The organism is Pedobacter humicola, from assembly GCF_056490705.1.
This window is the reverse complement of record NZ_JBWJIG010000017.1, coordinates 88,841-101,943: the sequence shown is the minus strand read 5'-3', so window position 1 is coordinate 101,943 and position 13,103 is coordinate 88,841. Positions and strand designations below refer to the sequence as shown.

Genomic DNA, 13,103 nt, shown 5'->3' with positions numbered 1-13,103 from the left:
ATCTTTTTATTTAACCTTTATGATATCGCACCACCTGGTGGTATAACCCTTTGAGAGGTACTCATGCTTCAGGCGCCATTTTTTCTCATATCCTTCTGTTGCTATCCTCAGTGTCCCCCTGCCATAGGCAAGGTTAAGCTTATCAAGCACGGCGGATACCACATCCTTTTTACCATTGTCATGGTCAAAAAAAGCATTAAGCTGCAGTTCGCTTTCCGGCACAAGGCCGGTGGCAATCACGCCAGCCTTCCTGTACTTTATCCCGGCCCTGAAAAGTTTCTGCGCTACCCGTACCGCTATGCTCACCAGGTCGGTAGTATTATTGCTTGCTATAAGCAATTTATGGTTATGGCTTGGGAAATGCTGGGGATGGTCTTCCCTGTTCTTATTGGTATACAGGAAAACCTGAAGGTAAAGACAGCGCAGTTTTTCATTCCGCAATTTCTCGGCCAGCCGGCTGGCATAGAGCGTAAGCGCTTCGGCAAGCATTTCGGGCTGCTCGATGTAATTCCTGAACGAGCGGCTGACGGTAATCCCTTTTTTCACCTCCCGCACCGCATCCAGCGGTATGGCAGGCCTTCCCCAAAGCTCATTCCACATACGCTGGCCTAAAATGGTCATGTGCTGCTTAAACCACATTTCAGGCATATCCCTCAACTCCCCCGCAGTGCGTATGCCCATCTGCTGGATCCTTTTATAATGCTGCCTTCCCACGCCCCAAAGTTCATGCACGGGAAAATCGCCCACAGCCGCTGCAATTTTTTCATCAGTATCCAGCACCAATACCCCTCCAGTTTTTTTTGACATTTTATTGGCCAGTTTGGCCAATGTCTTGGTTGGGGCGACACCGATTGAAACCGGGATACCAGTATTGCGCACGACTGATTCCCTGATTTTGGGAACATAATTTTCCAGGTCCTGCACCCCGCCCAGCCATCCGAAAGCCTCATCTATACTATATACGTCGAGTTTTGGGAACCAGCGGCCCAGATTGTGCATAACGCGCTCACTCATATCCCCATAAAGTACATAGTTGCTGGAAAAAACCTGGATACCGAACTTTTTGATCAGGTCCCTTACCAAAAATTCCGGATCTCCCATCCTGATCCCACAAGCCTTGGCTTCTTCACTCCTGGCGATCACGCAACCATCGTTGTTACTCAGCACCACAATAGGCTGGCCATTGAGCTCCGGACGGAACAGTCTTTCGGCCGAGGCATAAAAGTTATTACAATCACAAAGTGCAAACATGGCCGTATCTCCCTTTCCTTAACGTTTGCGGCAGCATGTTCCTGCATACAGCGGTGACCACACCCCATACCTCAAGTCTTCCCATTTCGGTCTCTGCGAGAATTTCATTATCGCCTTTAAGCAAAAGTTCTCCTTTTTCAGAAAGGAACAGCCTGCAGATAAATGATCCTGCAGAAAAGGCCACAACGATCGCACCATGCCGGGCTTTGAGCGAACGGTCAATGATGAGAATGTCACCATCCAGGATCCCGCTGGATTCCATCTCTCCCCCCTGCATTTGAAAATAAAAGGTGGAATGCGGATCGATCACAAGCCGGTCTGAAATGTCAAGCCTTCCCTCTAAATAATCTGCCGCCGGGGACTGGAAACCCGAAATCTTCTGCTCTGCCCTTTTTTCAAACGATCTGATCATAACCACTTTGCTTTTAACAACACAAAATTATACTAAAATTTTTAGCAAATAAAACCCTGTTGTGAGATAAAACACAACCCAAGGGAATAATCAATTTTACGCCCCTCAAAATCAATAGGTATAAATCAAGCCTGCTCACAATATTAACTCATTACAGCACGCCCGCTATGTCCTCGCCTTGTTTATCCTAAAAGTCAACATAAACGGGGGAACCGGACCTAGGGGGCATTTACCACTTTTTTCACTATGAGGCGCCAGATAGACAATTTTACTTCTGGAACTCTGTGTTGATGCCAGGTAATTGCTCAGCACCACCGGGAGGATCAGATACCACTAGTTATTTACCTAAAAAACTCACCAGGTATCTATACAAACCCGAGATAGTGTTCCGCTTCGGTTTTTCATCTGCCATTCGCAATACAGGGAACAATATTTCATTGCCCCCCTCACATGGAAACGCTTTGGGATGTCCGTCATTTTTTCGATATCATAATTTTCCGAAGTCCGACCTTTGCATTATTGATGGCTTCACGGATCGCGCCATCGTCTTTAAAAATGAGCTCCTCCAGGATGAACCGCTCGTAGCTTACCTCAAAGCTATCTGTTTCAAAAGGCCAGGGTGAGACGATGAGTCGTTCTTCTATCTGAAAAAACTGAAATGATGTACCACTTGGACCGCGGCTGATTTCTGTCCTGCGCTCTTCGGGTGGAACCTGGTCCTGACAGATCAGTAATGAAAAAGCATCGCAGAATTCAAGAAGTTCGTAGGCACGGTCAACTTCCTCTTTGCTGCTCTGTGCATCTTTGATCCACCCCGCTTCACACTTTTTAAGCTGCGAAAGATATGGTTTGGCCAAAGGCTCCCCTCCATGGGTAAATATGATATGTTTTAAAAACAGCAGGGCAATAAAACGGCTTTTGCTCAAGGCCATTTCCATCATCTGATCACAGGCAATCCCGTCAAAACCGGTCATCTTAAAATCAAAAGGCCCACCGCTTTCACTGAGCAATGGACCACGCCTGAACTCATTAAACACATCATCATGTTCGGTTGTGGCAATCAGGGTTTCTACCCACCTGGAAGGCTGGTCGGAAATTTTCCAACGCGCACAGATCTGCCCGGCAAGAAGTCCATGTGCCCTTTGTGTAATAATCTCCCAGCCTTTATCGGTATAATTTACAATCATGTGCTTTGCTATTTACTGTCTTTCTAAGCATTTATACTGCTGTAAGCATCATTGCACGCCTCGACATGATTTTTTCGATCAGTACTTTGAGGCGGTTTCTATAATCCTCACCCAGCCATTTGACATAATTTTTTGTTACTCTACCCAGGCATTTGCTGTATTGTTTTATCCTCCAGTTAATCTCTTTATCCAGCTCCAAGGATAGTCCGAGTGCCTGGCTCACCGTATCTGAATTATCGGCACACATCACCGCATGTTGGCGTATCGAATCCCGAAGAACCGTTTTTGCTTTTTCACCCTTTTCCATGGCTGCCTGATAGGCCGAGAGTATATCAAAAGATATGCCCTGACTATTGGGAAACATACTTCTCATTTCAGCGGGCATCTGATGGATATCTTCTGCCGCTCGGCTCAAAACCTGGTGATAAATCTCTGGGTTTTCAAAGATATGTTTCCAGTCCAATGGTGCGTCCCAATCTCCAAACCGCTCGGTATTGTTGCCCAGATCGATAATATTAAATGTTTTTTTGCCCTGTAAGCGCCTAGCGCCCCTGCCTATCATCTGGTGGTAAAGCGTGATTGAAGTTGTAGCCCGGTTCAGAATCACCGATCGGACCGTTGGCTCATCAAAGCCTGTTGTCAAAATCGATACAGAAGTTAAGACGGCTCCTTTTGTTTTTTTAAACCACTTTAATATTTCTTCCCGCTCAGAAGGATCTGTTTTATTGTCCAGGTGCCTTATAGCATAGCCGGCACCAGAAAAAACCTCTAACACTTTACGGGAGGTAAAGACTCCGTTATTGAAAATCAATGTCTTTTTTCCGACAGAGTGCTCTCTGTAAGCATGGAGCAAAAGCTCAAGCATAGCCTGCGAGGAATATAGTTCATCAGAACTACCGACTGTAAAATCACCGTGCATCCCCCTTGTTAACGTATTGAGCTCTACATCATAACCGTAAGTTTTTGGTTTCGCCAAAAAACCCTGTTCGATCAGAGAACCAATGGGCACGCCAACTATAATCTCCTGATAAAATTTGCGCATGGGAAGATTGGCATCTGATGAAAAAGGGGTTGCCGTTACTCCGATGATCGACGCGTTCGGGAATTTTCCAAGCAGCTTATGAAAAGAATTGTGATGAGCTTCATCCACAATAACAAGTCCTACATTTTCTGTATCAATCAGGCCATCGTTTATCCTGTTTTTCAAAGTTTCCACCATAGCAACATAACATGCGTTGCCATCCTTTTTGGAAAGTCTTTTCACAGCGCTGTTCAACACTTTGTTTTGTACACCAATGGTCTTTAACGCCTGTGAAGTCTGCCGGCAAAGTTCGCGTCTGTGGGTAAGTACAATAACCTTTTTGCCATACCTTTGAATGTAGCGGTCCACGATTTCGGAAAAAATAATGGTTTTGCCTCCCCCAGTGGCCAGTTGATACAGCAAACGGCTTTTGTCACTGCCTGCAAGTTTTTCGAAAAGGATCCCGATATCATTTTCCTGATAATGGTATAGTTTTTTTATTGGCCTTGATGTGGCGGGTAGGGATGAAATCTGCATATTCCTACAACTGTGTCCAGGGACGGAAAGTTTTGTGGATCCACAGGATATACAAAAACATCACAGTGATATCTGGTACATTAAAATAGATATGACATCGAAAAAAACGGCTCTTTCAGATCAATGTCAAGCCTGGAACGTTTGGAAAGATACCGACGATGTGATGTACATAAAGGATGGGCCAAAATAAATAAAAACGCCTTCCAGATTCCCAGACCCCATGTTTTCAAATCAACACCTAATACCTCGATGGTTCTCCCCTCCATGAGCCTGATAACTGAAAATTTTTCAGGCCGGAACTGAAAAATCTTCAGAATCTGTGAAAAATTTTCAGTTTTCCGCCAAGCAAAAGTGTCCGGACATCCCGAAAAGGACATTGGCACATCAGTTGATCGGCCATTTTTAACGCCGCTTAACCGCGGTAAAGAAAATTAATTGATTAATAGTCCATTTTTTTATTAAAAACCATTAAGGAGAAAACACTATGACATTGGTTAAATTCAATCCAGAAAAGAAAAACAGTACATTATTGCCAGGCTTTAATGACATTTTCGAATCCGTATTAGGCGACACGTTTTTTTCGGACCGTCGCATTAACAGTCTTCCTGCGGTAAACATTTCCGAGTCGGTTGAAGAGTACCATATTGAACTGGCCGCGCCCGGCCTGAAAAAAGAAGATTTTAAGGTAAAGGTGGAAAAGGATATGCTCACTGTATCCACAGCGCAGCGCAATGAAGACAGCGTAGGTGATAAAAAATACAACAGGCGGGAATTTAGCTACGCGGCTTTCACCAGGGTCTTTACCTTACCGGAAATCGCCGATGTTGAGCGGATCCGGGCCAGTTATTCCGATGGCATATTAAAACTCAGCCTTCCAAAGAAAGAGGAAGCCAAGGCTGTTTCAAGACAGATTGAGATCAACTAATTTAAATTAATGCCGCGCTAAGCGGCATTTTTAAATTATGGCAAGTAACACCTGCAATATAAGAACTAAGGTATGGAAGCATTATTTTCAATCACTGCGGCACTTCATCTGAAAAGCAATAAGATCACATATGGAAAATTTGCTCTGGGAACGCACCGGGGGACCGCTTTGGAAACGTTTAACTTACTCAAGGGAAAAAAAGAACATAAAGGCCCCTGCTCCATACAGATGGAGCTTATTCAGGAAGGTGAAGATCTACCGGTTCGGTTGTGCACAATTTTCTGTAACCTGGAAGATTGGAAGGAAAACGCGGGGATTATCTCCAGGGAAATCTTCCGTATTGCACAGCTGGAAGACACCGCCATCGTACCATTGCAATAGGTACAAAAAATGGTTAGTATATTAGAAAAGATTTCTGCATAGACCTGAGCAGTACACTGGAAATATCAAAGAATAACACCGCTTATTAACATCAAAGGAATTATGGAAGGAAAAAAAATATTTATTGTAGAGGACGACCTGGTGCTGCTGGAAACCCTGCAGGAAATTTTCAGGTTCTACGGCTATGATTGCCGAGGATGCCATGATCCCGGGGAGGCTTTAGAAAGTATCGAGCTTTACCGTCCCGACCTGGTTATATTGGATTATATGCTGCCGGATTGGAACGGAGGAGAGCTTTGCAGCGCTATCCGCGCTATCGACGGGTTTGAATATACCCCGATCATCATCACTTCTGCCTATACAAAAATATTGTTTTCCTTAACTGATTATGGCTGCGATGCGATATTGGAAAAACCGTTTTCCATGCAGGAAGTTATGCAGTTGGTCAGCACTATGCTTTCCGAAAAACGCAGCGACAGTGGTCTGTTACCAAAAATCAAAACCATAATAAAAAACATCATGCCGGGCAGGGACCATCCAAACTTTTAATTTGTTAACCTGCCTTAAATAGACAGGCTCTTCAAACAATATTTTTTTTTCAGATTGAATATCGTACACTCATGAAACTACCCTTCAAAGATCAATATCAATGAACCAGCCGTATCAAAAACCGATACGGCTTCTCTTTTTTAATACGCACAAGTATTGCTTCAAGACTAATCATTAAAAATCATCAGTTCATACCCATCCAATAGGTATTCTTCACGGGAAAATCAGTAATACTGAATATATTGTTGACCAAAGGTCAAAGCAACGTGGTATTGTCTTATTATGACTACTATTTTAGCTATCATTGTAAATGAATACCCTCTACTTTTCTAAAGATGCCCAGCTTTTGAATAAAGCCATACTAAAGCGATTCAAAACGGCCCTGTCCGATCTGGAAATCGAAAATGATTTCATTGAAATTTCCACAAAATTTAATGGTCTAAAATTACAGGTGAGGATATTCGGTCAAGCAGATCTGACCGGAAACCTACACTGGCATGTGGTAAGAATTATTAATCGAAGTATTGTACCCACGGCGCCAATTATGATATCCGGAAATAATTAACGCAACGGTCGGATATCGACCACTAGCCCAAGCCGGTCCTGTATGAGATAGTTATACAGATCCCGCCGCTCATAACATGCTTAATCAAAAAACCTCAGACCATGGCCGCAAGAATTGTTATCGTTTTCATCCTTGCCAGGTAAGGTTTTAATCCGCTCGTGGACAAAACCACAACCGAGGGGAATATTATTAGACAGGCACCTTAAAACTATTCCCGCCTAGGATTTGTCTTTAACCCGGTAGCCATGCCAAATTAAAAATATCCGGAAATGGCAAGATCACTTTATCAAAAAAAATAAAATGGGAAAAATCATAAACCTTATCGCCGGCCTAGGGGGCGCAGTGGTATTGAACCTCCTTCATGAATCACTTAAAAACAAGGGTAAAGATATGCCGCGTATCGACCTTTTGGGAGAAGAAGCAGTGCAGAAATCCATCGGTTATCTGGGCACATCAATCGAAGACAAAACAGACCTTTACTTGACCACACTGGCGGGGGATTTGGCAGGAAACGCCATATACTATAGTTTGATCGGGGGAAGAAACGGCCTGATCTGGCCAAAAGCGGTGATCCTTGGCCTTGCCGCCGGCATCGGTGCGGTAAAACTGCCCAAGCCTATGGGCTTGAATCAGGCACCCACTGCCAGAAACACCAGGGTGAGTGCGTTGACCATCGCCTACTACCTTTCTGGAGCAATCGTTACCGGGGCGATACTGAAATCACTCAAGTAGTGTAAATAATCATATGATAGGTACTACAGGATTTCCCATCGAAGGGAATTAGGTGCCAGAAATCAAATACAAATAAAAATTCCAGGACTCTGCACTGGGGGAGCCTTTTACAGCCTAAAGGATAGGCCCACAAAATAACTTTTCATAGCATCATGCTGCAGACCATAGTTTAGCCCCCCGTCCACTTTAAAATCCTTTGCGAGTTCTAACTGTAACGCGGCATTCAAATAGTTGTTCCAGTGATGTATTTTGGTATCATAGGTATAATATGTTTCGGCAATGCCGTCAAGATGGTTACATAACTTATGGGCGAGGGTCAGTGTTTCCAATAGCTGGGTATGCATTGCTCCTCCCTCACTGTCCTGCAAGCGGTCAGCTTCAAGCTGCATGCCCAATTTCCAATCACCCGGAAGTTTCAGCGACATCGGCAGAATTAGCCCGCCCTCATAACGCTCCTGTTCTTCAACCCTTGAAGTTGGAAACTTTACATAAGGCAATAGTGCAATGGCGAAATTGCCCTTATCATTTCCGATCAGATTTTGTTTGATGCGCAATGTTAAATCTCCGAATCCACGTGAGCGTTCAACCGATCCATCTCCGGTGGATATTTCTTTTGAGCTTGCATAACTTTGCACAACAAGCTGTAATGCGGTAGATCCGGTAAGACCAACCTTGAGGTTTGCCTGGTTAAATAGATATGTATTCTTTACCGAACCCTCATTTGCTTCCCGCTGCAAGCGGAAAAGGTCGCTTTCATACTGAAAGTGACCAGCATCAATGGTAATCGGAGATTCTGTCATATCCGGCCTGTCTGTTTCCATATCCCGCAGGGCTGCCCGCGGAACCGGGTTAAAAAGACTATAGGAAGCCGTCCTGTTTTCCTGGGCCTGTACGGCCAAAGTAATTAGGCTAGCAGCAAGAGTGAAAAAATATATTTTCTTCATTAAATTAAGTTTACGCCAACCAAAAAAATAGCAGATGATCGGACAGAACATAAAAACAGGATTTACTTCAAAAATATTGGGTGTTGCAGTTTTTTAAAAATATTACATATCCCAGAGGGAAAGACCGGGAAAACCACCTATTATTTTATTGGTTATACTCGCTGATCAGCTTTCCCGCCGCTGAAACAAAGGTATCCTCAAGATCATCCAATGTACGCCACTCAGTCCCCTCATCAGAAGGTTCCGCATAAATAACCCCAACCTTCTCCTCACCATTCATAATGCGGTAAGTGCCATTTTCCTGAGGTTCTACCCCGAATTCCTGATTGTTAACGTTAATGTTAAAATTTTCCATAATATTCTTGATTTTCTGTTCAACAGTATAATGCGGGTGAAAGTTTTATAAATAGACAGGAAGGCTCCAAATATCTTTAATGTGGTAAACATGCTCACTACGGCAGATACCCGCCGCTGGCTTGATTCCATATGTGAACCATAACGCCTGGCATTAGCCAGACAATTTTTTCCATTACAGTTTGCGTTGCTTACACGGAGGACCGGACGCTGCCTTCTATCAGAATTCATTGACAACAGCAGTTGCCCTCGCTTTAATTTCCGCTCCTGGCCCCTTGGTATGAGTGCATAATGCCGTTCATTGTATATGTTTTCCCACCCCAGTCATCTGCATACCTGCGTACCCCGGTACAGCCCATTTGCAGATGTTTTCAGGACTGTCTGCCCCTACAGATCATAATTTGAGAATTCTAGAAACAGGTCATAGATTCCCCAGGGCTTTTGAGCGCAATATCCGGATCCTTAAAGCAATATTTGGTTAGCTTGAAACGAAATATCCCCGCGAAGTTTCCATGTATGTCGTTAAGATTTGCCGATTGCAAAACCCTTAGGGGCACCATGAAAATGTTATGCCCGCCTGCCCATCTTTGCCAGGTGTTATCCCACCATCCCTGACCACCAGTGGCAACATTTCTAGAGACAATCATTACTCGCAAGTGTACTGACTGATTTCCCGATACTTAATAATAGCATCATATTTTTAATAACTGCTAAAATTTAAATGATTTTGCAGGACTTCAAAAACCGCCAACTTTGTACAGGATATACTGAAAAACAGTGTGTCCGGAATCCATTGTCCCGAGGGGCGTCTCTTAAACCATTATTTTAAAAAATATGAAAACAAAATTATCAATCCAAAAACCGGCCAGGGTAGGAACTTTGGCCTTGTTATTACTTGCAGTGATCGTAACGCCGCAGAAAGTATCCGCACAGGCACCAAAAGTCAAAAATATTGTATTGGTACATGGAGCTTTTGCCGACGGTTCGGGATGGAGTGCCGTCTACTCTATACTGACTAAAAAGGGTTATAAGGTAACAGTAGTTCAAAATCCAATGACTTCACTCGAAGACGATGTGACGACTACTAAACTTGCATTGGATAAGCAAGATGGTCCAACGATTTTGGTAGGCCATTCTTATGGCGGCGCCGTAATTACCCAAGCGGGTGACCACCCTAAAGTTGCCGCATTGGTTTACGTCGCAGCCTTTCAACCAGATAAGGGCGAAACTGTGTTGCAGTGGGTAATGACCGCTCCACCAGCTCCTGAAGGCGGAATACTTAATCCAGATGAAAAAGGAATGGTTTATTATGATCTTGCAAAATTTCACGCCGGTTTCGGAGCGGATATTCCAAAAGCGCAGGCTGAATTTATGGCAGCCTCACAGGGCGCCTTCAATGTGAAGGGGTTTGTAACTCCACTTACCATTGCGGCATGGAAAACAAAACCAAGTTATGCCGTAGTTTCTACTGAAGATAAGACACTTGTTCCCTCAATTCAAAGAGCGATGTACAAACGCTCGAACACTAAAGTTACAGAGGTAAAGGGAAGTCATGCGGTATTCATTTCGCAGCCTGAACAGGTTGCTAAAGTTATTGTATATGCGGCGACAGCTGTCAATTAACAGGAATTTAATTACAATAGAGGTGGAAAATATTGATTTTCAGTAAAATTAAAATATGCTCTGCATAACAGTCTGTTCTGCAGAGCATATTTTATGTACATAATCTCCTTAACCAACTTTGCTACAGGCGTTTCAAGGCTGTTTTTCTGCAATGAAAATTAAAACTTAAACACAATGGAAGAAATTGAAAAAAAATACCCGGTTGAGAAGGATAAAGCACTTTCAAAAAAAACAAAAAAATTCCTTGCAAGGTTCAATGCCTTAGAAACGACCGCAGCAAATTTGTCGGTTACTGATGCTAGAAAAGCTTTCGCGGATCTTCAGGCTTCGAGCGAAGTCGACTATTCTGGAATCGAGGAATCCGAACTAAACATTGATTCAGGTGGACATAAGATAAAATTAAATATTTTAAAACCCGAGAACAGCAAAGGATCTTTACCCTTTTTCATTTTCATTCATGGTGGTGGCTGGATTTTAGGTGACTATCCGAGCCATAGACGGTTGATGAGAGATTTGGTTGTGCAGTCAGGCACAGCAGGGATTTTTATAAATTACAGTTTATCACCTGAAGCAAAATATCCACGGGCACTGGATGAAATTTCTGCAACACTGGATTGGTTATCAAAAAATGCTGATGATTACAGTCTCGATGCTACACGGATAGCACTGGTAGGCAACAGCGCCGGGGCGAACATGGCAATCGCAAGCGCTATCCGGGGAATTGAAAACAACGGGCCAGAGATCAAACTACAAATACTAATGTGGCCGGTAACAGGCTATACCACAGATTGGAAATCTTATGAAAAATACGGCAGGGATAGGTTTTTGACTTCACAGAAAATGAAGTGGATGTTCGACAACTATACCACCGATGAGCAGTCGCTTCGCAGTATCTACATCTCTCCTGTTCTTGCAGACCGCAAGCTACTTAAAAAGCTTCCCCCAACATTGATTCAGGTGGCAGAAGCTGATATTTTGAGGGATCAGGGAGAGAAATTTGGCCGAAAACTGGATCAGGCTGGAGTTGATGTAACCACCATACGCTATAATGGAATGATCCATGATTTTGGCTTGCTTAATCCTTTGGCAAAGCTGGCGCAGGTGAAGTCGCAAATTGCGCATGCATCCGCTGAGTTACATAAATATCTGTGGACTTAAGTGTAACCAGACCAAGTTTTTTACATAGATGAACAGACAATGCTAACCCTTCTTCAGCAGTTATTGAATTTTGAAAGTCTTTCAACAGTTCCCCATGACCAGTTAAATTGGCTGATCAAGCACAGCAAGATCAGAAAATTTGAAGGGGGAGCCTTTGTGGGTATACAGGGGAAAAAAATAGACGGGCCACATTTTTTAATAAAGGGAAATATTTTAATGTTTTTATATCGTGGAAACGAGAAGCAGGATCTTTTGACATTGGAAACAGGCGATATCTTCGGATATCTTCCCTACTCAAGAAGCGATATCGCACCATTAAATGCACTTGCCATCGACCAGGTCGAAGTGTTGTCCTTTGAAACCTCAATGGTACGTGAAATGATCAGTTTACATTTTGAGCTTACCCAGTCATTGGTACATATCATGAATACCCGGGTCAGAAGTTATACCACGCTTCAGCAACAAAATGACAAGATGGCTTCGCTCGGAAAATTTGCAGCGGGGTTAGCCCATGAATTGAATAATCCGGCCTCAGCGCTCATCAGTGATGCTACAGCCCTCAAAAAACATCTTCGAGCGGATCTCTCATTCATTAGTTCCTTCGCAATGGAATGTTTGGAAAATACCAAAAGAGAAGACATAGATAACCGGCTTGTAGAAATAATCTCGGGGCATCAGGAAAAAGAACTATCCTACAAAGAGCAAAACCAAAAGGAAAATTCCATCATTAAATGGATGGAGAGTAATTCCATCAGCTACACTGAAGAAATGATCGAAGTCTTTGCAGATTTCAATATCCAAAATGGCCCGCTTGAATTTTTCAAACGGAGTCTTCCGCCAAAAACATTGGCAGCCACATTTAAACACCTGACCAACACCCTTGTTACCGAAAAAATTGCCCGTAACATTGAAGTGGCTTCATCGCGAATAGCAGATTTGGTCCGATCTGTCAAAATATACACGCACATGGACCGTGGCCAGGAGTGGTCGTATTCTAATATCCATGAGGGAATTGATAACACCATCCGTATGCTCGGACATAAAATCCGAGTTGGAAAAATTCGCGTTAACAAGCGCTATGGTGAAGAAGTTCCACCGGTAAACGCGCATACCGGAGAACTTAATCAGGTCTGGACCAATCTTATCGACAATGCAATTGACAGCATGCTTGAAAACCAAGAGGGATCACTTACGATTGTGACCGAACTTGCGGGTAATAACATCAAGGTTAGCTTTACCGATGATGGACCGGGAATTCCAGAAGATATCATAAACAACATATTTGATCCCTTTTTTACAACCAAACCTATAGGATCAGGCACAGGCATGGGCCTAGAAAATGTCAGAAGGATTATACTTAGGCAGGGCGGATCAGTTAAGGTATATTCAGTTCCCCGCAATACGGTCTTTACAGTTTGCATCCCAATCAACACTCAACAAACAGGCAATTAAACCATAAATAAA

The 13,103-nt window shown here is 43.4% G+C and carries 14 protein-coding genes; 8 read left to right on the top strand and 6 right to left on the bottom strand.

The features are described 5' to 3' along the window. Window positions 1-6 precede the first annotated feature (6 nt). The 4 genes from AC04Q1_RS22165 to AC04Q1_RS22150 all read right to left on the bottom strand — a co-directional run bounded on the left by AC04Q1_RS22165 (window position 7) and on the right by AC04Q1_RS22150 (window position 4,408). Window positions 7-1,251, bottom strand: coding sequence for a Y-family DNA polymerase (locus tag AC04Q1_RS22165; RefSeq protein ID WP_478366730.1), 1,245 nt, complete (start codon window positions 1,249-1,251; stop codon window positions 7-9). Continuing rightward, on the bottom strand, window positions 1,235-1,663 hold the full coding sequence (locus AC04Q1_RS22160; protein ID WP_478366729.1) for a LexA family protein: 429 nt from the start codon (window positions 1,661-1,663) through the stop codon (window positions 1,235-1,237). The genes AC04Q1_RS22165 and AC04Q1_RS22160 overlap by 17 nt, the downstream gene beginning before the upstream one ends. Before the next feature lie 473 nt (window positions 1,664-2,136). Continuing rightward, entirely contained in the window at window positions 2,137-2,850 is a 714-nt protein-coding gene (locus AC04Q1_RS22155) for a DUF3891 family protein (protein WP_478366728.1), read from the bottom strand. A gap of 31 nt (window positions 2,851-2,881) precedes the next feature. Beyond that, complete coding sequence (locus AC04Q1_RS22150) at window positions 2,882-4,408, bottom strand: DEAD/DEAH box helicase (protein WP_478366727.1); 1,527 nt, start codon at window positions 4,406-4,408, stop codon at window positions 2,882-2,884. 484 nt (window positions 4,409-4,892) lie between these two features. On the opposite strand from AC04Q1_RS22150, the gene AC04Q1_RS22145 reads away from it, so the two are divergent. The 5 genes from AC04Q1_RS22145 to AC04Q1_RS22125 all read left to right on the top strand — a co-directional run bounded on the left by AC04Q1_RS22145 (window position 4,893) and on the right by AC04Q1_RS22125 (window position 7,560). Then, entirely contained in the window at window positions 4,893-5,333 is a 441-nt protein-coding gene (locus AC04Q1_RS22145; protein WP_478366726.1) for an Hsp20/alpha crystallin family protein, read from the top strand. A 72-nt stretch (window positions 5,334-5,405) separates the two neighbouring features. Further along, window positions 5,406-5,714 carry a hypothetical protein gene (locus AC04Q1_RS22140; RefSeq protein WP_478366725.1) on the top strand — a complete coding sequence of 103 codons (309 nt, stop codon included), beginning with the start codon at window positions 5,406-5,408 and terminating at the stop codon, window positions 5,712-5,714. Window positions 5,715-5,816: 102 nt separating this feature from the next. Further along, window positions 5,817-6,263 carry a response regulator gene (locus AC04Q1_RS22135; RefSeq protein ID WP_478366724.1) on the top strand — a complete coding sequence of 149 codons (447 nt, stop codon included), beginning with the start codon at window positions 5,817-5,819 and terminating at the stop codon, window positions 6,261-6,263. 310 nt (window positions 6,264-6,573) lie between these two features. After that, entirely contained in the window at window positions 6,574-6,828 is a 255-nt protein-coding gene (locus AC04Q1_RS22130; RefSeq protein WP_478366723.1) for a hypothetical protein, read from the top strand. Window positions 6,829-7,128: 300 nt separating this feature from the next. Then, on the top strand, window positions 7,129-7,560 hold the full coding sequence (locus AC04Q1_RS22125; RefSeq protein ID WP_478366722.1) for a hypothetical protein: 432 nt from the start codon (window positions 7,129-7,131) through the stop codon (window positions 7,558-7,560). Window positions 7,561-7,667: 107 nt separating this feature from the next. On the opposite strand, the gene AC04Q1_RS22120 is transcribed toward AC04Q1_RS22125, so the two are convergent. Then, window positions 7,668-8,504 (bottom strand): transporter, encoded by an 837-nt coding sequence (locus tag AC04Q1_RS22120; protein WP_478366721.1) that lies wholly within the window; start codon window positions 8,502-8,504, stop codon window positions 7,668-7,670. Between the two features lie 145 nt (window positions 8,505-8,649). Beyond that, the gene (locus AC04Q1_RS22115; protein ID WP_478366720.1) at window positions 8,650-8,859 is read right to left on the bottom strand and encodes a hypothetical protein; all 210 of its coding nucleotides are present in this window, start codon (window positions 8,857-8,859) and stop codon (window positions 8,650-8,652) included. Window positions 8,860-9,692: 833 nt separating this feature from the next. Here AC04Q1_RS22115 and AC04Q1_RS22110 point away from each other — a divergent pair. The 3 genes from AC04Q1_RS22110 (at window position 9,693) to AC04Q1_RS22100 (ending at window position 13,091) form a co-directional block, all read left to right on the top strand. Beyond that, a complete protein-coding gene (locus AC04Q1_RS22110) occupies window positions 9,693-10,481 on the top strand; it encodes an alpha/beta hydrolase (protein ID WP_478366719.1) in 789 nt (262 codons plus the stop codon). Between the two features lie 174 nt (window positions 10,482-10,655). Continuing rightward, a complete protein-coding gene (locus AC04Q1_RS22105; RefSeq protein WP_478366718.1) occupies window positions 10,656-11,639 on the top strand; it encodes an alpha/beta hydrolase in 984 nt (327 codons plus the stop codon). Between the two features lie 39 nt (window positions 11,640-11,678). Further along, window positions 11,679-13,091, top strand: a complete 1,413-nt coding sequence (locus AC04Q1_RS22100) for a sensor histidine kinase (protein ID WP_478366717.1) — start codon at window positions 11,679-11,681, stop codon at window positions 13,089-13,091. Window positions 13,092-13,103 lie beyond the last annotated feature (12 nt).

Excerpts from the sequence above, each read along its gene's own strand:
- AC04Q1_RS22165 (WP_478366730.1), bottom strand. The coding sequence starts at position 1,251 with ATGTTTGCACTTTGTGATTGTAATAACTTTTATGCCTCGGCCGAAAGA.
- AC04Q1_RS22160 (WP_478366729.1), bottom strand. The coding sequence starts at position 1,663 with ATGATCAGATCGTTTGAAAAAAGGGCAGAGCAGAAGATTTCGGGTTTC.
- AC04Q1_RS22155 (WP_478366728.1), bottom strand. The coding sequence starts at position 2,850 with ATGATTGTAAATTATACCGATAAAGGCTGGGAGATTATTACACAAAGG.
- AC04Q1_RS22150 (WP_478366727.1), bottom strand. The coding sequence starts at position 4,408 with ATGCAGATTTCATCCCTACCCGCCACATCAAGGCCAATAAAAAAACTA.
- AC04Q1_RS22145 (WP_478366726.1), top strand. The coding sequence starts at position 4,893 with ATGACATTGGTTAAATTCAATCCAGAAAAGAAAAACAGTACATTATTG.
- AC04Q1_RS22140 (WP_478366725.1), top strand. The coding sequence starts at position 5,406 with ATGGAAGCATTATTTTCAATCACTGCGGCACTTCATCTGAAAAGCAAT.
- AC04Q1_RS22135 (WP_478366724.1), top strand. The coding sequence starts at position 5,817 with ATGGAAGGAAAAAAAATATTTATTGTAGAGGACGACCTGGTGCTGCTG.
- AC04Q1_RS22130 (WP_478366723.1), top strand. The coding sequence starts at position 6,574 with ATGAATACCCTCTACTTTTCTAAAGATGCCCAGCTTTTGAATAAAGCC.
- AC04Q1_RS22125 (WP_478366722.1), top strand. The coding sequence starts at position 7,129 with ATGGGAAAAATCATAAACCTTATCGCCGGCCTAGGGGGCGCAGTGGTA.
- AC04Q1_RS22120 (WP_478366721.1), bottom strand. The coding sequence starts at position 8,504 with ATGAAGAAAATATATTTTTTCACTCTTGCTGCTAGCCTAATTACTTTG.
- AC04Q1_RS22115 (WP_478366720.1), bottom strand. The coding sequence starts at position 8,859 with ATGGAAAATTTTAACATTAACGTTAACAATCAGGAATTCGGGGTAGAA.
- AC04Q1_RS22110 (WP_478366719.1), top strand. The coding sequence starts at position 9,693 with ATGAAAACAAAATTATCAATCCAAAAACCGGCCAGGGTAGGAACTTTG.
- AC04Q1_RS22105 (WP_478366718.1), top strand. The coding sequence starts at position 10,656 with ATGGAAGAAATTGAAAAAAAATACCCGGTTGAGAAGGATAAAGCACTT.
- AC04Q1_RS22100 (WP_478366717.1), top strand. The coding sequence starts at position 11,679 with ATGCTAACCCTTCTTCAGCAGTTATTGAATTTTGAAAGTCTTTCAACA.